Source organism: Streptomyces natalensis ATCC 27448 (assembly GCF_000935125.1).
GTDB classification, from domain to species: domain Bacteria; phylum Actinomycetota; class Actinomycetes; order Streptomycetales; family Streptomycetaceae; genus Streptomyces; species Streptomyces natalensis.
The window spans coordinates 142189-163482 of the sequence record NZ_JRKI01000045.1 but is presented as its reverse complement, the minus strand read 5'-3'; the positions used below and the strand labels follow the sequence as shown (position 1 = coordinate 163482).

The following is a 21294-nucleotide window of genomic DNA, read 5'->3' as shown; positions in this document are numbered from 1 at the left end:
GTGCCCCGGCCGTGCCATGTCCATTCCGTAGCAATGCGCTTGATCCTTTGACCGCTCAAGGACTTGACGGGAGGCGGCCAGGGCGCGTCAGCTTAGATTCACATGTTGGAGACACGCTGGCCCCACCGATGTGGCCCAGCCCCAGACGGGAGTGGATGAGTCAATGGAGACTCCGGGCTCGCAGTCCTCGCTGCACCGGGCCAATCTGGAGCGGGTCGTACGAGCGGTGCGTATGGCGGGCTCCCTCACGCAGGCGGAGATCGCCCGGAGCACGGGGCTGTCCGCGGCCACCGTCTCCAATATCGTGCGCGAGCTGAAGGACGGCGGCACCGTCGAGGTGACCCCGACCTCCGCCGGCGGACGGCGGGCCCGCAGCGTTTCGCTCTCCGGTGACGCCGGCATCGTCGTAGGAGTCGATTTCGGGCACTCCCATATGCGGGTGGCGATCGGCAATCTGGCCCACCGGGTGCTGGCCGAGGATGCCGAGCCGATCGATGTGGACGCCTCCGCGGCAGAGGGCTTCGACCGGGCGGAATCGCTGGTCAAGCGGCTGATCGAATCGACCGGGATTGCCCCGGACAAGGTCATCGGCGTCGGTCTGGGCGTGCCGGGGCCCATCGACGTCGAGTCCGGGACGCTGGGGTCGACGGCCATCCTGCCGGGCTGGGCCGGTACGAACCCGAGCCGGGAGCTGTCCGGACGCCTCGGGGTCCCCGTCCACGTCGACAACGACGCCAACCTCGGCGCGCTCGGCGAGCTGGTGTGGGGCGGCGGGCGCGGGGCCGCCGACCTGGCGTACATCAAGGTGGCCAGCGGCGTCGGCGCGGGCCTGGTGATCAGCGGGCAGATCTATCGCGGGCCGGGCGGCACCGCCGGCGAGATCGGGCACATCACGCTGGACGAGTCCGGGCCGGTCTGCCGCTGCGGCAACCGCGGCTGTCTGGAAACCTTCACCGCCGCCCGCTACGTCCTTCCGCTGCTCCAGCCGAGCCACGGACCGGATCTCACCATGGCGCGGGTGGTGCAGCTGGCCCGCGAGGGCGATCCGGGCTGCCGACGGGTGATCGCGGACGTGGGCCGACATATCGGCAGTGGTGTGGCGAATCTGTGCAATCTGCTCAATCCCAGCCGGGTGGTGCTCGGCGGCGATCTCGCCGAGGCCGGTGAGCTGGTGCTGGCGCCGATCCGGGAGTCAGTGTCGCGGTATGCAATCCCCAGCGCGGCACGGCAGTTGGGCATCGTGCCCGGCACGCTCGGCGGCCGTGCGGAGGTGCTGGGCGCGCTCGCACTTGTACTGAGCGAAATGGGCGATTCGACCCTGCTTGATGGCGTACGGGACGCGGAGGCGCCCGCTCCGGTGTGACGGGCTCCGGGGCTTTGCGTCCCTTACCAGTCCGTATGAGTTCACACTGCTAACGCATGGCACCGTTGCCATCTCGTTAAGGATTTACTTCTTGACGGTCGGCTGGCGGCCGAGTTGACTTCCAGCCACCTCGGCCGCAACGACGCGGCCTCGTCAGGGAGGCAACCCCAATGAACGTTTGGACGCGTCGCGTCGTCATAGGAACCGCCGCCGTCTCGATGGCCCTCTCGGTGGCCGCCTGCGGCAAGGCCGGTGACGGCGCCAAGGGTGGCGGCGGTGACGGCAAGACCATCGGTCTGCTGCTGCCGGAGAACAAGACCACGCGCTACGAGACCTTCGACCGCCCGCTGATCCAGGCGAAGATCAGGGCGCTGTGCAGCGACTGCCAGGTCAAGTACAACAACGCCGACCAGGACACCCAGAACCAGAAGAAGCAGTTCGACGCGCTGATCACCCAGGGCGTCAAGGTGATCATCCTGGACGCGGTCGACTACAAGGCCACCAAGTCGTGGGTCAACCAGGCCGCCAAGCAGGGCGTCAAGGTCATCGCGTACGACCGGCTGGCCGAGGGCAACCTCTCCGCCTACGTGTCCTACGACAACGAGAAGATCGGCCGCCTCCAGGGCCAGGCCCTGGTCAAGGCGCTCGGCGACAAGGCCAAGGACAGCAATGTCGTCATGATCAACGGCTCGCCGACCGACCCGAACATGCCGTTCTTCAAGAAGGGCGCCCACAGCGTCCTCGACAAGGCGGTCAAGAAGATCTCCTACGAGCAGGACATCCCGGACTGGTCGCCGGACGAGGCCAACAAGAAGATGAGCGCGGCCATCGACTCACTGGGCAAGGACAACTTCCAGGGCGTCTACTCCGGCAACGACGGCATGGCCGGCGGCATCATCACCGCCCTCAAGAAGCAGGGCGTCAACGTCCCGGTCGGCGGCCAGGACGCCGAGCTCGCGGGTCTCCAGCGGATCCTCAAGGGCGACCAGGCGTTCACCATCTACAAGCAGATCAAGCCGCAGGCCGACTCCACGGCCGAGATCGCGGTCAAGCTGCTCAAGGGCGAGAAGATCGGCTCCCTGACCGACCGGAAGGTCGACAGCCTCAGCGGCGAGGTCAAGGGCATCCCCGCCAAGCTGTACGACGCGCAGATCGTGACCAAGGCCAACATCAAGGACACGATCATCAAGGACAAGGTCTACACGGCGAGCCAGATCTGCGCCGGCGACGTCAAGAAGGCCTGCGAAGCGGCCGGCATCAAGTAGCCCGCACCCCTCGGGCCCGGCCCGCGCCGCCCTGTCCCAGGCGCGGGCCCGGCCCGCCCCCCACCCCTCTTCGCAGAGCCCCGCTCTTCGCACCATCCCCGCCGTTGTGACGGCGGCCAAGGAGATGATTCACGTGTCCGCTACGCCTGTGCTGGCGTTGCGCGGAATCTCCAAGCGGTTCGGCGCCGTCCAGGCACTCACGGACGTCACCCTGGAGATCCACCCCGGTGAGGTGGTCGCCCTCGTCGGCGACAACGGCGCCGGCAAGTCCACGCTGGTCAAGACCATCTCGGGCGTCCACCCGGTCGACGACGGCAGCATCGAGTGGGAGGGCCGGGCGGTACGCATCAGCAAGCCGCACGACGCCCAGGAGCTCGGCGTCGCCACCGTCTACCAGGACCTCGCGCTGTGCGACAACCTCGACGTCGTCGCCAACCTCTTCCTCGGCAACGAGACCCGAACCGCCGGCGTCCTGGACGAGATCGCCATGGAAAAGCGGGCCAAGGAGCTGCTGGACACCCTGTCCATCCGCATCCCCAGCGTCCGTATCCCCGTCGCCGCGCTCTCCGGAGGCCAGCGGCAGGTCGTCGCCATCGCCCGCGCGCTGATCGGCGACCCGAAGATCGTCATCCTGGACGAGCCCACCGCGGCCCTCGGCGTCGAGCAGACCGCGCAGGTCCTCGACCTGGTCGAGCGGCTGCGCGAGCGGGGTCTGGGCGTCATCCTCATCAGCCACAACATGGCCGATGTGCAGGCCGTCGCGGACCGGGTCGCGGTGCTGCGGCTGGGCCGTAACAACGGTGTCTTCGATGTCGAGGGCACCTCCCACGAAGAGATCATCGCCGCGATCACCGGCGCCTCGGACAACGCCGTCACTCGCCGCAAGGCCCGTACGGACATGGTGAAGAAGGAGGTTGGGGCGTGAGCGACCTCAAGAAGGAGACCGTGGCCGACACCGCGGCCGCAGAGCCCGTGGCCGCAGAGCCCGCGGCCGCCGAGACCGTGGACCCGACGCCGGACGAGACCCCGGCCCCGGCCGACGGGACGGACGCGGACACCGCCGCCGCCCCCGCCGCCGTCGACCCCCGCCTCCTCGTCCGCGAGCAGGGCTTCGCCGGCTATCTGACCGACTTCAAGCGCCGGGTGCGCGGCGGTGAGCTGGGCTCGCTGCCGGTCGTCATCGGCCTGATCGTGATCGCGATCGTCTTTCAGCTCAAGAACAGCAGCTTCCTGTCGGCCGACAGCATCGCCAACATCGGCGTCTACACGTCCGGCCTCGGCATCATGGCCGTCGGCATCGTCTTCGTCCTGCTGCTCGGTGAGATCGACCTCTCGGTCGGCTCGGTGGCGGGCGTCGGCGCGGCGGTCTGGGCGGTGCTCAGCGTCACCCACGGCCTCAACGACTATCTGTCGGTGCTGATCGCCGTCGCCGCCGGCGCCGCGATCGGCGCGCTGCATGGATTCTTTTTCGCCAAGATCGGCGTGCCCGCGTTCGTGGTGACGCTGGCCGGCTTCCTCGGCTGGAGCGGCCTCCAGATCTGGATGATGGGCCAGGAAGGCTCCATCAACACGCCCAGCGGCAGCCTGGTGGAGAACCTCACCGGCTACTACTTCGAGGACAAGGCCGCCGGCTACGGTCTGGCGGTGGTCGCGGTCCTCGCCTACGCCGCCTCGCTGCTGCTGGACGCCAAGCGCCGCCGGTCCGCCGCGCTGCCCGCGCGCCCGCTCAGCGAGATCCTGCTGCGCACCGGTGTGGTCGCGCTGCTGGCCTTCGCCGTCGCCTACGTCCTCAACGAGCCGGCCGGCGCCCGCGGCCTCCCGCTGGCCCTGGTGCTGTTCCTGGCCGTCCTGGTGATCGCGGACTTCGTGGTGCGCCGGACGACCTACGGACGGCAGATCTTCGCGGTCGGCGGCAACGCCGAGGCGGCCCGCCGCGCCGGTATCAACGTCAACAAGATCCGGATCAGCGTCTTCGCCCTCTCCGGGATGCTCGCCGCCTTCGGCGGACTGTTCATCGCCAGCCTCTCCGGGGGCGCCACCAAGAACCTGGGCTCCGGCAACACGCTGATGAACGTCATCGCGGCGGCCGTCATCGGCGGCACCAGCCTCTTCGGCGGCCGCGGCAAGATCTGGTCCGCGCTGCTGGGCATGCTGGTCATCCAGTCCATCCAGCAGGGTCTGAACCTGCTCGGTATGGCCAGCGAGATCCAGTACATGATCACGGGTGCGGTGCTGCTCGCCGCCGTGGTGATCGACTCGGTGTCGCGGCGGACGCAGAAGACCGCGGGGCGCACGTGAGTGCGGGCTGAGTTCTGACTGTGGCAGCGCGCCGGGCGCACGTGAGTGCGGGCTGAGTTCCAGCTGCGGCAGCGCGCCGGGCGCACGTGAGTGCAGGCTGAGTTCTGACTGCGGCAGCGCGCCCGGCGCACCTGAGTGCGGGCTGAGTTCCGGCTGCCGCAGCGCGCCAGGCGCACATGGCCGCGGGCACGGCGCACGCGCGTGCCGGTTCTGTAACAGCTGACCCGGCGCGCCGACCGTACCGGCCGTACCCGGCCCAAGCCGCATAATCCCGACGGACCGGCCCCCACCAGGCATGCGCCAGTGGGGGCCGGTCCCTGTCCGCGGGCGGGGCCGTTCGGGTGTCGCCGCCCGGTGACATACATCGCAAGGCCCGGCCGCTGGCACGGCAGGCGGAACATTAGACTCATCTGATCGGCAAGCTCGATCCACGGCAGCACAAGCAGCAAGGAGGCAGGGGTGGCGTTGCTTTCCCGTATCAGGGGACCGCGCGATCTGGACCGGCTGGAGCCGGAGCAGCTTGAGCAGCTGGCGGGGGAGATCCGCACCTTCCTCGTCGACGCGGTGTCCAAGACCGGCGGTCACCTCGGGCCGAATCTGGGTGTGGTCGAGCTGACCATCGCCCTGCACCGTGTCTTCCACTCCCCGAAGGACAAGGTCCTCTTCGACACGGGCCACCAGTCCTACGTCCACAAGCTGCTCACCGGCCGCCAGGACTTCACCGGGCTCCGGGCCAAGGGCGGCCTGTCCGGCTATCCCTCCCGCGCCGAGTCGCCGCACGACATCATCGAGAACAGCCACGCCTCCACGGTCCTGGGCTGGGCCGACGGACTCGCCAAGGCCAACGAGGTGCGCGGGACGGACGACCATGTCGTCGCCGTGATCGGTGACGGCGCGCTGACCGGCGGTATGGCCTGGGAGGCGCTCAACAACATCGCCGCCGCCAAGGACCGCCCGCTCGTCATCGTCGTCAACGACAACGAGCGCTCCTACGCCCCCACCATCGGCGGCCTCGCCAACCACCTGGCCACCCTGCGCACCACGGACGGCTACGAGCGCTTCCTGGCCCGCGGCAAGGACCTCCTGGAGCGCACGCCCGTCGTCGGCAAGCCGCTGTACGAGACGCTGCACGGCGCCAAGAAGGGCCTGAAGGACTTCATCGCGCCGCAGGGCATGTTCGAGGACCTGGGCCTGAAGTACGTCGGCCCGATCGACGGCCATGACATCGAGGCCCTGGAGTCCGCGCTGGCCCGCGCCAAGCGCTTCGGCGGCCCGGTCATCGTGCACTGCCTCACCGAGAAGGGCCGCGGCTACAAGCCCGCCGAGCAGGACGAGGCCGACCGTTTCCACGGCATCGGCCCGATCCACCCGGACACCGGCCTGCCGGTCAAGACCGCGGCCGCCAGCTGGACCTCCGTCTTCGGCGACGAGATGGTCAAGCTCGGCCGGGAGCGGGACGACATCGTCGCGATCACCGCGGCCATGCTCCAGCCCGTCGGCCTGAAGAAGTTCGCCGAGGCGTTCCCGGACCGGATCTACGACGTCGGCATCGCCGAGCAGCACGCCGCCACCTCGGCCGCGGGCCTGGCCACCGGCGGCGTCCACCCGGTCTTCGCCGTCTACGCCACCTTCCTCAACCGCGCCTTCGACCAGGTCCTGATGGATGTCGCGCTGCACAAGTGCGGGGTGACCTTCGTCCTGGACCGCGCCGGTGTCACCGGCGACGACGGCGCCTCGCACAACGGCATGTGGGACATGTCGATGCTCCAGGTCGTGCCCACGCTCCGGCTCGCCGCGCCGCGCGACGCCGAGCAGCTGCGCGCCCAGCTGCGCGAGGCCGTCGAGGTCAAGGACGCGCCGACCGTGCTGCGCTACTCCAAGGGCGTCGTCGGACCGGCCGTGCCCGCCGTCGGCACGGTGGGCGGCATGGACGTGCTGCGCGAGAGCACGGCCGGCAAGCCCGATGTGCTGGTGGTCTCGGTGGGTGCGCTTGCACCGATGTGCCTGGAGATCGCCGATCTCCTCGACAAGCAGGGCATCTCCACCACCGTCGTCGACCCGCGCTGGGTCAAGCCGGTCGATGCGGCGCTGCCGGAGCTCGCCGCCCGGCACCGCGTCGTGGTCACCGTCGAGGACAACATCCGCTCCGGCGGCGTCGGTTCGGCGATCGCGCAGGCGCTGCGGGACGCCGGGGTGGACCTGCCGCTGCGCGACTTCGGTATCCCCGAGAAGTTCCTCGACCACGCCTCCCGCAAGGAGGTCATGGCCGAGATCGGACTCACCGCGCCGGACATCGCCCGCCAGGTGACGGGCCTTGTCGCCCGCCTCGACAATCGCGGCGGCGAGGCCGCGGAGCCGGTGGAGGCCGCCGACGGCCGGGCCGCCGAAGTGGCTCGCGACTGAGCGGACGCACGGCACCGCGATGGGCCGGCCGGTCACCCGTACGGGTGTTCCGACCGGCCCGTCTGCATATCCGCGCCCACACCTCATCGGGTGAATCACCCTCGCCCGAAGGCCCGCCGACACTGACTGTTTCTCTCCATTGCGGAGACTCGGTCAGTTCAGGAGAGTTGCGAGGGTCGTCCAGGCGGAGGTGCGCCCATGAGCACACAGCACGGCACAGGGAAAGTTTCGCGCCGCGATCGCGGCATGTTCCGGACGAAGACTGTGGAGCAGTCGATCCAGGACACCGAGGAGCCGGAGCACTCGCTCAAAAAGTCCCTTTCCGCGCTCGACCTGACCGTCTTCGGTGTCGGTGTCGTCATCGGAACCGGCATTTTCGTTCTTACCGGAAAGATCGCCAAGGAGCAGGCGGGCCCCGCCGTGGCGCTCTCCTTCGTCGTCGCGGGCGTGGTCTGCGCGCTGGCGGCGCTGTGCTACGCGGAATTCGCCTCCACCGTGCCGGTCGCCGGCTCCGCCTACACCTTCTCCTACGCGTCCTTGGGCGAGCTCCCCGCCTGGATCATCGGCTGGGACCTGATCCTCGAACTCGCTCTGGGCTGTGCGGTGGTGGCCGTCGGCTGGTCCGGCTATATCCGCTCGCTGATGGACACGGCGGGCTGGCATCTGCCCCAGGGACTGTCCGGCACGCATGAGGGGCATTTCGGCTTCGACCTCCTGGCCTGCATCCTCGTCCTGGTCCTGACCGGCGTCCTGGTGCTCGGGATGAAGCTGTCGTCGCGGGTGACGGCGGTGATCGTCGGCATCAAGGTCACCGTCGTCCTGCTGGTCATCATCGCCGGCGCCTTCTTCATCAGCGGCGCCAACTACCACCCGTTCGTACCGCCGAGCCGGCCGACCGCGGGCGGCGGCGGACTGTCCGCGCCGCTGGCCGAGCTGATGTTCGGCTTCGCCCCGTCCAACTTCGGCACCATGGGCATCTTCGCCGCCGCCGCCGTGGTCTTCTTCGCCTTCATCGGATTCGACATCGTGGCCACCGCGGCCGAGGAGACCCGCCATCCGCAGCGCGACGTCCCGCGCGGCATCCTCGGCTCCCTCGCCATCTGCACACTGCTCTACGTCGCCGTCTCCGTCGTCGTCACCGGCATGGAGAAGTACAGCAAGCTCTCCACGGACGCCCCGCTCGCCGACGCCTTCAAGGACCTGGGCCATCCCTTCTACGCGGACATCATCAGCTTCGGTGCGGCCGTCGGCCTGACCTCGGTGTGCATGATCCTGCTGCTGGGCCAGAGCCGGGTGTTCTTCGCGATGAGCCGGGACGGTCTGATGCCGCGGGTCTTCTCCCGCTCGCACCCCCGCTTCGGCACGCCGTACCGGGCGACGATCATGCTCGGCGTCGTCGTCGCCGTCGCCTCCGGCTTCACCTCGATCGATGTGCTCGCCGAACTGGTCAACATCGGCACGCTGTTCGCGTTCGTGGTCGTGGCCCTCGGCGTGATCATCCTGCGCCGCTCGCGGCCCGACCTGCCCCGCACCTTCCGCACCCCACTGGTCCCGCTCGTCCCCATCCTGTCTGTGCTCGCCTCGGTGTGGCTGATGCTCAATCTGCCCGCCGAGACCTGGGTGCGGTTCGCGATCTGGATGGTGATCGGCTTCGGCGTCTACTTCGTGTACGGGCGCGGGCACAGCCGGTTGGGCCTTCGCGTACGGCAGCGGGACGGCGAGGGGACGCCAGGCACTCAGCCATGACGTCGCGCGGATGACGGCGCCTTCGCGGCGCATGGGCCCGTGCGGTCGGCTGTACGGGCCTCAGGGCGCTTCTGACGGATCTCCATGGAGATCCGTCAGAAGCGCCCTGGTCATGTCCTGCCGCCGCCGCCCGGCCGGACGGCGCGCGGCCCGGTCACCCGCGCCCCCAGTGCCTCCACCCGCCGGCGCAGTTCCCGGTCCGCGGTGACCACCAGGCAGACCCGGCCGTCGCCCTCCTGCGCCACCAGCTCCACGATCCGGTCGTCCCCGCTGCCGGCCGCCGGCTCCACCCGTACGCCCTCGACGGACGCCACCCCGCGCGCCGCGCCCTCGACGACCAGCACCAGCTCCAGCGGCGGCGCCACCAGCCCCGGCAGCCCCTGTGCGGCATACGGCGGCAGCGCATCGCGCAACCGCTCCGCTGCCCCGCGCCGGTCCCGCCACCAGCCGTCCGGCACCGAGCCGACCACATTCGCGGCATCGACAATGACCAAGGAATCCATGCCGCCACCCTCCCACGCCCCGCACGCGGCGCATCGGCGCACAACGCACCGATGCGCGGGCCGCCCCCACCGGGCCGGCCCGCGCATCTCAGGCGCTGCGCGTCGTTACGCGGGAACGCTCGCGATCCCGGGGGCCAGGAACTTCTTGCCCGTGACCCGCTCGGAGATGCCCTCGCGGTCCAGGTACGGCGTGATGCCGCCCAGGTGGAAGGGCCAGCCGGCGCCGGTGATCAGGCACAGGTCGATGTCCTGCGCCTCGGCCACCACGCCCTCGTCCAGCATCAGACCGATCTCCTGCGCGACGGCGTCCAGGACGCGGTCGCGGACCTGCTGCTCGGTCAGGACGGTGTCGCCCTGCTTGAGCAGCGCGGCGACCTCCGGGTCCAGCTCCGGCTTGCCGGAGTCGTAGACGTAGAAGCCGCGCTTGCCGGCCTCGACCACGGCCTTCAGGTTGGGGGAGACCGTGAAGCGGTCGGGGAAGGCACGGTTGAGCGTCTCGGAGACGTGCAGACCGATCGCCGGGCCGACCAGCTCCAGCAGCACCAGCGGCGACATCGGCAGACCGAGCGGCTCGATGGCCTTCTCCGCGGTCTCGACCGGGGTGCCCTCGTCGATGACGTTCTGGATCTCGCCCATGAAGCGGGTCAGAATGCGGTTGACGACGAACGCCGGGGCGTCCTTCGTCAGGACCGCGGTCTTCTTCAGCTTCTTGGCGACACCGAAGGCGGTGGCCAGCGAGGCGTCGTCCGTCTTCTCGGCGCGCACGATCTCCAGCAGCGGCAGGATCGCGACCGGGTTGAAGAAGTGGAAGCCCACGACCCGCTCGGGGTGCTTGAGCTTGGACGCCATCTCGGTGACCGACAGCGAGGAGGTGTTGGTGGCGAGGATCGCATGCGCCGGCGCGACGGCCTCGACCTCGGCGAACACCTGCTGCTTGACGCCGATCTCCTCGAAGACGGCCTCGATGATGAAGTCCGCGTCGGCGAAGCCCTCGGCCTTGTCGAGCACACCGGTCACCAGGGCCTTCAGGCGGTTGGCCTTGTCCTGGTTGATGCGGCCCTTGCCGAGCAGCTTGTCGATCTCGGTGTGGACGTAGCCGACGCCCTTGTCGATGCGCGCCTGGTCGATGTCGGTCAGCACGACCGGCACCTCGAGGCGGCGCAGGAACAGCAGCGCGAGCTGCGAGGCCATCAGACCGGCGCCGACGACGCCGACCTTGGTGACCGGCCGCGCCAGGTTCTTGTCCGGCGCACCCGCGGGCCGCTTGGCGCGCTTCTGGACCAGGTTGAACGAGTAGATACCGGCGCGCAGTTCGCCGCCCATGATCAGGTCGGCGAGCGCCTCGTCCTCGGCGTCGAAACCGGCCTGGAGGTCACCGCTCTTGGCGGCGGCGATGATGTCCAGTGCGCGGTAGGCGGCCGGGGCGGCGCCGTGCACCTTGCCGTCGGCGATGAACCGGCCCTTGGCGACGGCCTGGTCCCAGGCGTCCCCGCGGTCGATCTCGGGACGCTCGACGGTGACGTCGCCCTTGAGGACCCGCGCGGTCCACAGCAGCGACTGCTCCAGGAAGTCCGCACCCTCGAAGAGCGCGTCCGCGATGCCGAGGTCGAAGACCTGCTTGCCCTTGAGCTGCTTGTTCTGGTTGAGCGAGTTCTCGATGATGACCGAGACGGCCTTCTCCGCGCCGATCAGGTTCGGCAGCAGCGCACAGCCGCCCCAGCCCGGGACCAGACCGAGGAAGACCTCGGGCAGCGAGAAGGCGGGCAGCGCCTTGGAGACGGTGCGGTACGAGCAGTGCAGACCGGCCTCGACGCCGCCGCCCATCGCGGCACCGTTGTAGTACGCGAAGGTCGGCACGGCCAGCCCGGACAGCCGCTTGAAGACCTCGTGGCCGCCCTTGCCGATGGCCAGCGCGTCCTCGTGCCGCTTCAGCAGCTCGACGCCCTTGAGGTCGGCGCCGACCGCGAAGATGAACGGCTTGCCCGTCAGGCCCACGCCGACGATCTCGCCGTCCGCGGCCTCCTTCTCGACCTGGTCGATCGCGGCGTTGAGGTTCGCCAGCGAGCCGGGGCCGAAGGTGGTCGGCTTGGTGTGGTCGAAGCCGTTGTCCAGCGTGATCAGCGCGAACCGGCCCGCGCCGTAGGGCAGTTCGAGGTGCCGTACGTGCGCCGACGTCACGACCTCGTCCGGGAACAGCTCGGCCGCGCCCTTGAGGAGCTCGGTGGTGGTGCTCACTTGTCGCCTCCGGCGTCCTTGTGGTGCGGGTTCTCCCAGATGACCGTGGCGCCCATGCCGAAGCCGACGCACATGGTGGTGAGGCCGTAACGGACCTCCGGCTGCTCCTCGAACTGGCGGGCCAGCTGGGTCATCAGCCGGACGCCGGAGGAGGCCAGCGGGTGGCCGTAGGCGATGGCGCCGCCGTACTGGTTGACGCGCTCGTCGTCGTCCGCGATGCCGTAGTGGTCGAGGAAGGCGAGCACCTGCACGGCGAACGCCTCGTTGATCTCGAAGAGGTTGATGTCCTCGATGGAGAGACCGGCCTTGGCCAGGGCCTTCTCCGTCGCCGGGATCGGGCCGTAGCCCATGACCTCCGGCTCGACGCCCGCGAAGGCGTACGACACGAGGCGCATCTTGACCGGGAGGTTGTGCTCCCGGGCGAAGTCCTCGGAGGCGATGATCGAGGCGGTGGCGCCGTCGTTGAGACCGGCGGCGTTACCGGCCGTGACCCGGCCGTGCGTGCGGAAGGGCGTCTTCAGGCCCGCGAGGTTCTCCAGCGTGGTGCCCGGCCGCATCGGCTCGTCGGCGGTGACCAGACCCCAGCCGGTCTCGCCCACCTCGGCGTTGGTGTTGCGCACCGAGATCGGGACCAGGTCCTGCTGGATCTTGCCGTTGGCGTACGCCTTCGCCGCCTTCTCCTGCGAGCGCACCGCGTAGGCGTCGGAACGCTCCTTGGTGATCTGCGGGTAGCGGTCGTGGAGGTTCTCCGCGGTCATGCCCATGAACAGGGCCGACTCGTCCACGAGCTTCTCGGAGACGAACCGCGGGTTGGGGTCGACGCCCTCGCCCATGGGGTGGCGGCCCATGTGCTCGACGCCGCCCGCGATGACGGCGTCGTACGCGCCGAAGGCGATGGAGCCGGCCGTGGCCGTGACGGCCGTCAGCGCACCGGCACACATACGGTCGATGGAGTAGCCGGGCACGGACTGCGGGAGGCCCGCGAGGATGCCGGCGGTACGGCCCAGGGTCAGGCCCTGGTCACCGATCTGGGTGGTCGCGGCGATGGCGACCTCGTCGATCTTCGCGGGGTCCAGGTCCGGGTTGCGGCGCAGCAGCTCCCGGATGGCCTTCACGACGAGATCGTCGGCGCGGGTCTCGTGGTAGATGCCCTTCGGGCCCGCCTTGCCGAACGGGGTGCGGACGCCGTCGACGAAGACGACGTCCCTAGCGGTACGAGGCACGTTGGCTCTCCTCCAGGTGCGGGATGGCACTGCTGCGGGGCGCCCCCAGGGACGCTTCACACCCACATGCTACTTACGGGTAACCAAGCTGCACACCCCCACCGCCGACAGCGGCGAACATCACACCCGATGGACGCGTATCGCGCGGTCTGTCCGGGCGCACAAAAGGCCCCGGCCGCGTGTGCTCGCACGCGGCCGGGGCCTGTCTGTAGCCGGTTGTCGCTGGTCAGCCGCCGTTCGTCCGGAGCGCTTCGGTGAGGATCGGGGTGACCAGCTCGATCTGCCAAGGCCGGGCGCCGTGCCCGGTCAGCACCTCGGTGACGCTCTCGCGGGCGGGTTCGGCCGGCGGCTCCCAGCACAGCCTGCGCACCGTGTCGGGGGTGATCAGATTCTCCTGCGGGAGGTTCAGCTGCTCGGCGAGCGCGCTCACCGCGGCGCGGGCGGCCGCGAGCCGGGCTGCGGCGGCCGGGTCCTTGTCGGCCCAGGAGCGGGGCGGCGGGGGGCCGTTGAGCGGCTGGCCGGGCTGCGGCAGCTCGCTCTCGGGCAGCGCGCGGGCGCGGTCGATCGCGGTCTGCCACTGCTCCAGCTGACGGCGGCCCATACGGTGCCCGAAGCCCGGCAGCGCGGCCAGCGCATGGGCGTTGGGCGGCAGATTCAGCGCCGCCTCCACGATCGCGGCGTCCCCGAGCACCTTGCCCGGCGAGACGTCGCGCCGCTGGGCGACCTGGTCGCGGGCCGTCCACAGCTCCCGTACGACGGCCATCTGGCGGCGCCGACGCACCTTGTGCATCCCGGACGTACGGCGCCAGGGGTCCTTGCGGGGCGGCGGCGGGGGAGCGGCGGCGATGGCCGCGAACTCCTGCCGGGCCCACTCCAGCTTCCCCTGCCGCTCCAGCTCCTCCTCCAGCGCATCGCGCAGATCCACCAGCAGCTCGACATCGAGCGCGGCATAGCGCAGCCAGGGGTCGGGCAGCGGGCGGGTGGACCAGTCGACGGCGGAGTGCCCCTTCTCCAGGGCGTAGCCGAGGACGTTTTCGACCATGGCGCCCAGGCCGACCCGGGCGAAACCGGCCAGCCGCCCGGCCAGCTCGGTGTCGAACAGCCGGGAGGGGACCATTCCTATGTCCCGCAGGCACGGCAGGTCCTGGGTGGCGGCGTGCAGGACCCACTCGGCCTCGCCGATGGCCGCGCCGAGCGCGGTCAGGTCCGGACAGCCGACCGGGTCGACCAGGACGCTGCCGGCGCCTTCGCGGCGCAGCTGGACGAGGTAGGCGCGCTGGCCGTAGCGGTAGCCGGAGGCGCGCTCGGCGTCGACGGCGACCGGTCCGTGGCCCGCCGCGAAGGCCGCGATGACCTCGGCGAGCGCACCGTCGCTGGCGGTCACCGGGGGAATGCCCTCGCGGGGCTCCAGGAGCGGGACCGGCGCCGGTCGGGTGTCCGGAGGCGAGTCTCCGGAGGCTCGCAGTGAAGTGTCTGCTGCGGTCTTTTGGGCGTCGGTCACCAGTCAAGGGTATCCGTTCGCCTGACCGCCGGACCGGCACCGATCCCAAAATAGGCATCTGACCTGCGAAAACACTTCCTGTCGAGCGCGCTCGACGAAGCCGGGCGGGTGTGCGTCGCGTGTCTGTCTTTCATTCCCCCATGTAGGTGACTGTGGGGATGTGCCCACATACGTAATGTATGCCCGGGTTGCAGGTGGCGACCCGTGGACTGACTGGAGGTACCGCAATGCGACGCATCACCACGGCTTTCGGGGCACTCGCCGCGGCCGGGATGCTTGCACTGGCTCTCCCCGCATCCGCCCACGCGGCGAACGGAACACTGATCCTCAACGGCGTCGAGCACGACAACCCCAGCGGCTGCTACCCCGGCGACCCGAGGTCCCTCCATGTCGACAACGCAACCGACGGTCCCGCCTATGTCATGAGCAGTCCGAACTGCACGGGGAGCGTCGTGGCGGTGGCTGCCCCCGGGCAGGAGGCGGTCTCCGAGTACGGCGCCAGCGTCTACATCAGGTGAGCAGGTACGTCAGGTGGGCCGGCCGCTGAACCGGCGAGCGCACTGACAGACGCACGGGCCCCGTACGCGCTTCATGTACGGGGCCCTCGTGTGCCGGCCTACTTCTGGCCGGCCAGGCCGATGATGATGACCAGGACGATCAGCCCGAGCGCGAGGGCGCCGCATCCGCCGCACCCGCCGCCGCCTCCGCCCCCTTTGATCTGCTGGGCGCCGCCCGGCGGCAGGTGCGGATGGCGGCGCGCGTAGTGGTCGACGAGCCGCCGTTCCGCCTCGGACTCCGCGAGCCATGGTGTGGTGTAGCCGCACTCGCCGCATGCGTTCCGAAAGGTAGCCACAACTCCCCCTGTGTGTAAGCCACTTGATTCACCAGAGCAGCACGGGGTGAGCCGATTGGCAAGGGGGGTGCGGGCCGCTGTTGACGCGGTGTACACGCACGACGCCCGTCGAGGGAACGTTCCCTCGACGGGCGCGACGGCCGGGTGCGGCGGTCAGTGGATGATGCCCGTACGCAGCGCGACGGCCACCATTCCGGCCCGGTCGCCCGTGCCGAGCTTGCGGGCGATGCGGGCGAGGTGGCTCTTGACGGTGAGCGCCGAGAGCCCCATCGAGACGCCGATGGCTTTGTTGGACTGGCCCTCCGCAACCAGCCGCAGCACCTCGACCTCGCGGCCCGACAGCTCGCGGTAGCCACCGGGGTGCCCGGGGGCACCCGGAGGCCGGCGCTGCATGCGGGCCGCGTTGGCGCCGATCGGGGCGGCGCCGGGCCGGCCGGGCAGTCCGAGGTTGGTACGGGTGCCGGTGACGACATAGCCCTTGACGCCGCCGGCCAGCGCGTTGCGTACCGCGCCGATGTCATCGGCGGCCGAGAGTGCGAGGCCGTTGGGCCAGCCCGCGGCGCGCGTCTCGGACAGAAGCGTGAGGCCGGAGCCGTCGGGAAGGTGGACGTCGGCAACGCAGATGTCGCGCGGGTTGCCGACGCGGGGACGGGCCTCCGCGATGGACGACGCCTCGATCACGTCGCGTACTCCGAGGGCCCACAGGTGGCGGGTGACGGTGGAGCGGACGCGAGGGTCGGCCACGACGACCATGGCCGTCGGCTTGTTCGGGCGGTAGGCGACCAGGCTCGAAGGTTGCTCGAGGAGAACAGACACCGGGCCTCCTGGGGGAGTGGCGGGGACGGAAAGCCGACTGGGGAGAGCCGGAATGATCCGTGTTGGAAGGGTCACTGACCTCTTCGGCAGCAATCCGGCGGGACTTTAGACTTTGATCACGATTTAGTTAGGGGCAATTCGGGCAAATCGGATGGCTGAGCGATCAAGGGCGAACATCGAGTGGACAGCGATTGCGCACCCGCCTACACCAGGGCACGCCAAGACGCCGATCCCGCGCGAACATGATCGGCGGTGTGTAAATCGGCGGTGCGCGGGGCGTACCGGCCCCCGGCCACCGGACGGGACCCGCAACGGCTCCCGCCCCGGCCCCCGACGTCACCCCCGCCGTAACCCCCGCCGTAAGAAGAATTCAGTGCGGCTTGGGCCCCCGGCGCTGCGGCAGCGCCACCACCCCGCCGCGCGGCGCCGGATCGAGCGCGGCCGGCGGCAGCCCTGCCACCTGGCACAGCAGATCGCACCAGGCCGCCAGATGTGCCGCGGTGTCCGGCACCCCGCCCGGCCCCTCTTCCGGCGTCCACGACGCCCGGATCTCGATCTTTGTGTCGGGCTCGCGGGAGGCCAGCCCGCCGAAGAAGTGCGAGGCGGCCCGCGTCACCGTTCCGCTCGGCTCGCCGTAGGGCACCTCACGGGCCTCCAGCGCACCGGTCAGCCACGACCAGGACACCTCCGGCAGCAGCGGATCGGTGCCCATCTCCGGCTCCAGCTCGGCCCGCGCCAGCGTCACCACCCGGAACGTGCCCTGCCAGGCGTCGTCCCCGGCCGGGTTGTACAGCAGCACCAGCCGCCCGTCCGCCAGTTCCGCCGCCTCGCCGTCCGGATCCGCCTCCGGGGCGACGACCGCCGCCTCCAGGGCGTATGCGTACGGGGCGAGCCGTCTGGGCGCGGGCGTCGGATCGATCTCGATCTCCGGCCGCAGCCGTGCCGCGCGAAGCGCCTCCACCGCCTGACGGAAGGGGATCGGGGTCTCGTCCGCGCTGTCCGCGAGGTGTTCTTGAGCCGCAGCCATGCCCGGAAGATTAGGCGGAACGAGGCGCTCATCCGCGGAGGACACCCACTGCGCGCGTCGCCCATTCGGAGGTGTGCCCTCGCGCGTCGCTGGGCGTCGGCCACCTCCCGGCGGGGTAAGGGGGCTCTCATGCGAAGATTTGGGGTGTGAGCGCCAACGAATCGCCTGCGGGCCAGCAGCAGACCGGACAGACCGGTACGTACGACTCGGCATTCCTCAAGGCGTGCCGACGCGAGCCGGTGCCGCACACCCCGGTGTGGTTCATGCGGCAGGCCGGGCGCTCACTGCCGGAGTACCGCAAGGTCCGCGAGGGCATCGCGATGCTCGACTCCTGCACGCGGCCCGAGCTCGTCACCGAGATCACGCTCCAGCCGGTACGCCGCCACGGCGTCGACGCCGCCATCTACTACAGCGACATCGTCGTCCCGCTCAAGGCCATCGGCATCGACCTCGACATCAAGCCCGGCGTCGGCCCGGTCATCGAGCGCCCGATCCGCAGCCGCGCCGACCTGGAGCAGCTGCGCGACCTGGAGCCCGGCGACGTCTCCTACGTCACCGAGGCCATCGGCATGCTGGTGCGTGAACTGGGCACCACGCCGCTCATCGGCTTCGCCGGCGCCCCCTTCACCCTGGCCAGCTATCTGGTCGAGGGCGGCCCCTCCCGTAACCACGAGCGCACCAAGGCCCTCATGTACGGCGACCCGCAGCTGTGGGCCGACCTGCTGGACCGTCTCTCCGACATCACCGCCGCGTTCCTCAAGGTCCAGATCGAGGCCGGGGCGAGCGCCGTCCAGCTCTTCGACTCCTGGGTGGGCGCGCTCTCGCCCGCCGACTACCGCCGCTCGGTGATGCCCGCCTCCGCCAAGGTCTTCGAGGCGGTCGCCCCGTACGGCCTCCCGCGCATCCACTTCGGCGTCGGCACCGGCGAACTCCTCGGCCTGCTCGGCGAGGCCGGTGCGGATGTGGTCGGCGTCGACTGGCGCATCCCCCTGGACGAGGCGGCCCGCCGCGTCGGCCCCGGCAAGGCGCTCCAGGGCAACATCGACCCGGCCGTCCTCTTCGCCCCCCGCGAGGCCGTCGAGACCAAGGCCCGCGAGGTCCTGGACGCGGCCGCCGGCCTGGAGGGGCATGTCTTCAACCTCGGGCACGGCGTGCTGCCGAACACCGACCCGGATGCGCTGACCCGTCTCGTCGAGTACGTGCACGAGCAGACGGCGCGCTGAGCCCCGTCAGCCCTCCGCGGCCCGCACCGCCGCCATCGCCTTGCGGGCCGCCACCAGCACCGGGTCCCAGACCGGCGAGAACGGCGGGGCGTACCCGAGGTCGAGGGCCGTCATCTGCTCGACGGTCATCCCGGCGGTGAGCGCGACCGCCGCGATGTCCACCCTCTTCCCCGCGCCTTCCCGGCCGACGATCTGCACGCCCAGCAGCCGCCCCGTGCGGCGCTCGGCGAGCATCTTGACGTGCATCGGGCGGGCGCCGGGGTAGTAGCCGGCGCGGCTGGTGGACTCGATGGTGACGGTCACGAACCGCAGCCCGGCGGCGCGGGCATGGCGCTCCAGCAGCCCCGTGCGGGCGATCTCCAGATCGCAGACCTTGCTGACGGCCGTCCCCACCACCCCGGGGAACGTCGCATAACCGCCGCCCACATTGGCGCCGATGACCTGGCCGTGTTTGTTGGCATGGGTGCCCAGCGCGATATGGCGCTCGCGGCCGGAGACCAGATCGAGGACCTCGACGCAGTCGCCGCCCGCCCAGACGTTCTCGCGGCCGCGCACCCGCATCGCCAGATCGGTGAGCAGCCCGCCGGACTCGCCCAGCGGCAGCCCGGCTGCGGCGGCGAGTGTCGTCTCGGGCCGTACGCCCATCCCCAGCACCACCACGTCCGCCGGGTATGCGGCGTCCTTCGTGGTGACGGCGCGGGCCCGCCCCGACGCGTCCGTCAGCACCTCGGTGACCGCCGCACCGCGCACCGTCTCGATGCCCAGCCCGCACATCGCCTCGTGCACCAGGGCGCCCATGTCCGGGTCCAGGGTGGACATCGGCTGTTCGCGCGCTTCGAGGACCGTGACCCGATAGCCGCGGTTGATCAGCGCCTCGGCCATCTCGACGCCGATGTAGCCGGCGCCGATCACCACCGCGTTACGGCCCTCGGTGGCGGCCAGGGTGTCCAGCAGGGCCTGGCCGTCGTCCAGGGTCTGCACGCCGTGCACGCCCGGCGCATCGATGCCCGGCAGCGGCGGCCTCATCGGCCGCGCGCCGGTCGCCAGCACCAGTTTGTCGAACCCGGACCACGACTCCTTGCCGCCGTTCTCCAGGTCCCGGGTCCGCACCCGGCCGCCGTCCAGGTCGAGTTCGGTGACCTCGGTGCGCAGCCGCAGATCGATGTCATGGGCGCGGTGCTCCTTCGCCGTACGGGCGATCAGCGCATCCGGCCCGTCGACCGCACCGCCGACCCAGTACGGGATGCCGCAGGCGGAGTAGGAGGTGAAATGGCCGCGTTCGAAGGCGGTGATGGACAGTTCGCCGGGCCGCTTGAGCCGCCGGGCGTGCGAGGCGGCGGCCATGCCCGTCGCATCGCCGCCGACGACCACCAGTCTCTCCGCCGCCATCTGCCGGGTGTCCCTTCGTCGGGTGCCGCCCTCGCCGGACGAGGCCGAGCCTACGGCCTGTCCGGTGGGTCGGCGCGGGCCATGCTGACCCACCGGACCGTTCCTAGCGCTCCAGGACGAGCGCCAGGCCCTGCCCCACGCCGATGCACAGGGCCGCCAGACCCGTGCCCGAGCCCAGGGCGGCGAGCTGATGGGCCACCGACCCCGCGAGGCGGGCGCCGGAGGCGCCGAGCGGATGGCCGATGGCGAGGGCGCCGCCGCGCGGATTGACCACGGCGGGGTCGAGTTCCGGCCACTGGCCGATGCAGCCCAGCGCCTGGGCCGCGAACGCCTCGTTGAGTTCGAAGGCCGCCACATCGCCGAAGGCGCGGCCGGAACGTTCCAGGGCACGCCGGACCGCCTCCACCGGCCCCAGGCCGAAGAACTGCGGCTCGACGCCGGTGACCGCACTCGCCCGGATCCGGGCCAGCGGTTCGCGCCCGGTGGCGCGCAGCCCTTCCTCGTCGACCAGGAGGAGCGCCGCGGCGCCGTCGTTCAGCGGCGAGGAGTTCCCGGCGGTGACCGTGCCCCCGGCCGTACGGAACACCGGCTTCAGTTTGGACAGCGACTCCAGGGACGACGTCTCCCGGATCGTTTCGTCGCGGGCCAGGTCCACGTCCGGCAGCGGCACCACCTCCGCGTCGTACGCCCCCTCCCGCCAGGCCCGCGCCGCCTTCTGATGGCTGGCCAGCGCGAACACGTCCTGCTGCTCGCGGGTGATGCCGTATTTGTCGGCGATCAGCTCGGCGCCCTCGCCCAGGGACACCGTCCACTCCGGGGCCATCCGGGGATTGACCATCCGCCAGCCCAGCGTGGAGGAGAACATCTCCTGATGCCCCGCGGGGAAGGCCCGTTCGGGCTTGCGCAGCACATAGGGCGCGCGGCTCATCGACTCCACGCCGCCCGCGACCGCGATATGCGCATCGCCGTGCGCGACGGCGCGGGCCGCCTGGATAACCGCCTCCAGGCCGGAACCGCACAGCCGGTTGACGGTCACTCCGGGGACGGTCACCGGCAGCCCGGCCAGCAGCACCGCCATCCGCGCGACGTTGCGGTTGTCCTCGCCCGCCCCGTTGGCGTCGCCGAAGACGACGTCGTCGATCCGCGCCGGATCGAGGTCCGGGGTGCGCTCCACCAGGGCCCTGACCACATGCGCGGCCAGATCGTCGGGCCGGACGGGGGCCAGGGCGCCGCCGTACTTGCCGACGGGGGTCCGTACCGCATCGACGACATAGACATCCCGTATGCGTGGGTCGGTCATCTGGCGCTGTCCTCGCTGTCCCGGCTCGGCGGTGGGTGGGGCCGGCGCACGACGACCGGGAAGATCGTCGCTGCCCGGCTCCGAGTCTTTGCCCGCCGGTGCCGGGTGTCAACGGGGTCCTCGGCCGCCTTCCGGCCGGTCGGCCCCCC

17 protein-coding genes are annotated in these 21294 nt (G+C 70.7%); 8 read left to right on the top strand and 9 right to left on the bottom strand.

Features of this window, described 5'->3' with window-relative positions:
• The first annotated feature begins 163 nt into the window (after positions 1–163).
• From SNA_RS29415 to SNA_RS29390, 6 genes are all read left to right on the top strand, one after another.
• Positions 164–1363, top strand: coding sequence for an ROK family transcriptional regulator (locus SNA_RS29415; protein ID WP_030065988.1), 1200 nt, complete (start codon positions 164–166; stop codon positions 1361–1363).
• A 170-nt stretch (positions 1364–1533) separates the two neighbouring features.
• Positions 1534–2628 carry a substrate-binding domain-containing protein gene (locus SNA_RS29410; RefSeq protein ID WP_030065987.1) on the top strand — a complete coding sequence of 365 codons (1095 nt, stop codon included), beginning with the start codon at positions 1534–1536 and terminating at the stop codon, positions 2626–2628.
• Between the two features lie 124 nt (positions 2629–2752).
• Positions 2753–3553: an ATP-binding cassette domain-containing protein gene (locus SNA_RS29405; protein ID WP_078970287.1), complete on the top strand. Its 801-nt coding sequence runs from the start codon at positions 2753–2755 to the stop codon at positions 3551–3553.
• Positions 3550–4926, top strand: coding sequence for a sugar ABC transporter permease (locus SNA_RS29400; RefSeq protein WP_420823522.1), 1377 nt, complete (start codon positions 3550–3552; stop codon positions 4924–4926). Before SNA_RS29405 ends, SNA_RS29400 begins: the two co-directional genes overlap by 4 nt.
• Before the next feature lie 459 nt (positions 4927–5385).
• Entirely contained in the window at positions 5386–7329 is a 1944-nt protein-coding gene (gene dxs, locus SNA_RS29395) for a 1-deoxy-D-xylulose-5-phosphate synthase (RefSeq protein WP_044367610.1), read from the top strand.
• A 246-nt stretch (positions 7330–7575) separates the two neighbouring features.
• Positions 7576–9075, top strand: a complete 1500-nt coding sequence (locus SNA_RS29390) for an amino acid permease (protein WP_030065981.1) — start codon at positions 7576–7578, stop codon at positions 9073–9075.
• A gap of 110 nt (positions 9076–9185) precedes the next feature.
• On the opposite strand, the gene SNA_RS29385 is transcribed toward SNA_RS29390, so the two are convergent.
• From SNA_RS29385 to SNA_RS29370, 4 genes are all read right to left on the bottom strand, one after another.
• Positions 9186–9578 carry a PIN domain-containing protein gene (locus tag SNA_RS29385; RefSeq protein ID WP_044367604.1) on the bottom strand — a complete coding sequence of 131 codons (393 nt, stop codon included), beginning with the start codon at positions 9576–9578 and terminating at the stop codon, positions 9186–9188.
• 105 nt (positions 9579–9683) lie between these two features.
• Positions 9684–11813, bottom strand: a complete 2130-nt coding sequence (locus SNA_RS29380) for a 3-hydroxyacyl-CoA dehydrogenase NAD-binding domain-containing protein (protein ID WP_030065979.1) — start codon at positions 11811–11813, stop codon at positions 9684–9686.
• Positions 11810–13036, bottom strand: a complete 1227-nt coding sequence (locus SNA_RS29375; protein ID WP_044367602.1) for a thiolase family protein — start codon at positions 13034–13036, stop codon at positions 11810–11812. Before SNA_RS29375 ends, SNA_RS29380 begins: the two co-directional genes overlap by 4 nt.
• A 226-nt stretch (positions 13037–13262) precedes the next feature.
• Positions 13263–14537, bottom strand: coding sequence for an HRDC domain-containing protein (locus SNA_RS29370; RefSeq protein ID WP_078970286.1), 1275 nt, complete (start codon positions 14535–14537; stop codon positions 13263–13265).
• Between the two features lie 227 nt (positions 14538–14764).
• Here SNA_RS29370 and SNA_RS29365 point away from each other — a divergent pair, with 227 nt between their 5' ends.
• The gene (locus SNA_RS29365) at positions 14765–15055 is read left to right on the top strand and encodes a hypothetical protein (protein ID WP_030065976.1); all 291 of its coding nucleotides are present in this window, start codon (positions 14765–14767) and stop codon (positions 15053–15055) included.
• Positions 15056–15153: 98 nt separating this feature from the next.
• Here the strand turns inward: SNA_RS29365 and SNA_RS29360 are convergent, their stop codons facing one another.
• The 3 genes from SNA_RS29360 to SNA_RS29350 all read right to left on the bottom strand — a co-directional run bounded on the left by SNA_RS29360 (position 15154) and on the right by SNA_RS29350 (position 17233).
• Positions 15154–15390 carry a hypothetical protein gene (locus SNA_RS29360; RefSeq protein ID WP_037789800.1) on the bottom strand — a complete coding sequence of 79 codons (237 nt, stop codon included), beginning with the start codon at positions 15388–15390 and terminating at the stop codon, positions 15154–15156.
• A gap of 153 nt (positions 15391–15543) precedes the next feature.
• Complete coding sequence (locus tag SNA_RS29355) at positions 15544–16206, bottom strand: response regulator transcription factor (protein WP_016573641.1); 663 nt, start codon at positions 16204–16206, stop codon at positions 15544–15546.
• Between the two features lie 370 nt (positions 16207–16576).
• Positions 16577–17233 (bottom strand): DUF3000 domain-containing protein, encoded by a 657-nt coding sequence (locus SNA_RS29350; RefSeq protein WP_044367574.1) that lies wholly within the window; start codon positions 17231–17233, stop codon positions 16577–16579.
• A 146-nt stretch (positions 17234–17379) separates the two neighbouring features.
• On the opposite strand from SNA_RS29350, the gene hemE reads away from it, so the two are divergent.
• Positions 17380–18456: a uroporphyrinogen decarboxylase gene (gene hemE, locus SNA_RS29345; protein ID WP_030065973.1), complete on the top strand. Its 1077-nt coding sequence runs from the start codon at positions 17380–17382 to the stop codon at positions 18454–18456.
• Between the two features lie 6 nt (positions 18457–18462).
• On the opposite strand, the gene SNA_RS29340 is transcribed toward hemE, so the two are convergent.
• On the bottom strand, positions 18463–19845 hold the full coding sequence (locus tag SNA_RS29340) for an FAD-dependent oxidoreductase (protein WP_030065972.1): 1383 nt from the start codon (positions 19843–19845) through the stop codon (positions 18463–18465).
• Positions 19846–19948: 103 nt separating this feature from the next.
• The gene (locus SNA_RS29335) at positions 19949–21145 is read right to left on the bottom strand and encodes a thiolase family protein (RefSeq protein ID WP_044367572.1); all 1197 of its coding nucleotides are present in this window, start codon (positions 21143–21145) and stop codon (positions 19949–19951) included.
• Positions 21146–21294: the final 149 nt, after the last annotated feature.